The sequence below is a fragment of the Zunongwangia atlantica 22II14-10F7 genome, assembly GCF_002094855.1.
In the GTDB taxonomy this organism is placed as follows: domain Bacteria; phylum Bacteroidota; class Bacteroidia; order Flavobacteriales; family Flavobacteriaceae; genus Zunongwangia; species Zunongwangia atlantica.
The window spans coordinates 1-523 of sequence record NZ_ARYN01000079.1 but is presented as its reverse complement, the minus strand read 5'-3'; the positions used below and the strand labels follow the sequence as shown (position 1 = coordinate 523).

At 42.1% G+C, this 523-nt stretch carries 1 protein-coding gene; it reads left to right on the top strand.

Features of this window, described 5'->3' with window-relative positions; genetic code table 11:
- Window positions 1-44: 44 nt before the first annotated feature.
- The coding region (locus IIF7_RS20655; RefSeq protein ID WP_139801395.1) for a transposase at window positions 45-523 on the top strand (479 nt) is incomplete at its 3' end.

Sequence of the window (523 nt, the reverse complement as noted above, 5' to 3'; positions counted from 1 at the left end):
CCGTCAGACTGTCTCAAAACCTAAGAATTTCGTATTTTTAGGATATGGAATACCAACAAGGACAAAACCGCGAACAGCTTAGTCTTTACGCAACCTGTTTGGATGATATGATTCCCCAGGATAATAGCGTACGACTCATTGATCAATTTGTCAACTTGCTTGATTTATCACAGATAGGCTTTCAAACCATAGCCACTCAAGGGAGGCCGCCCTATGATCCCGCAGATTTGCTCAAACTCTTTATCTATGGCTATATGAACCAGATGCGATCTTCCCGAAGATTGGAGAAAGAGACTTATCGTAACATTGAAGTGATCTGGTTGATTAAAAACTTAAAACCCGATCACAATACCATTGCCCGGTTTAGAAAAGAAAACCCAAAAGCCATCCGAAAGGTGTTCCGGCAAAGTGTGGCCATCGCCCGTAACTTCAACCTGATCGGGGGAACACTTATTGCCGGGGATTCTACCAAGCTAAGGGCGCAAAACAGCAAAAAAAATAACTACAACAAAAAGAAAATACA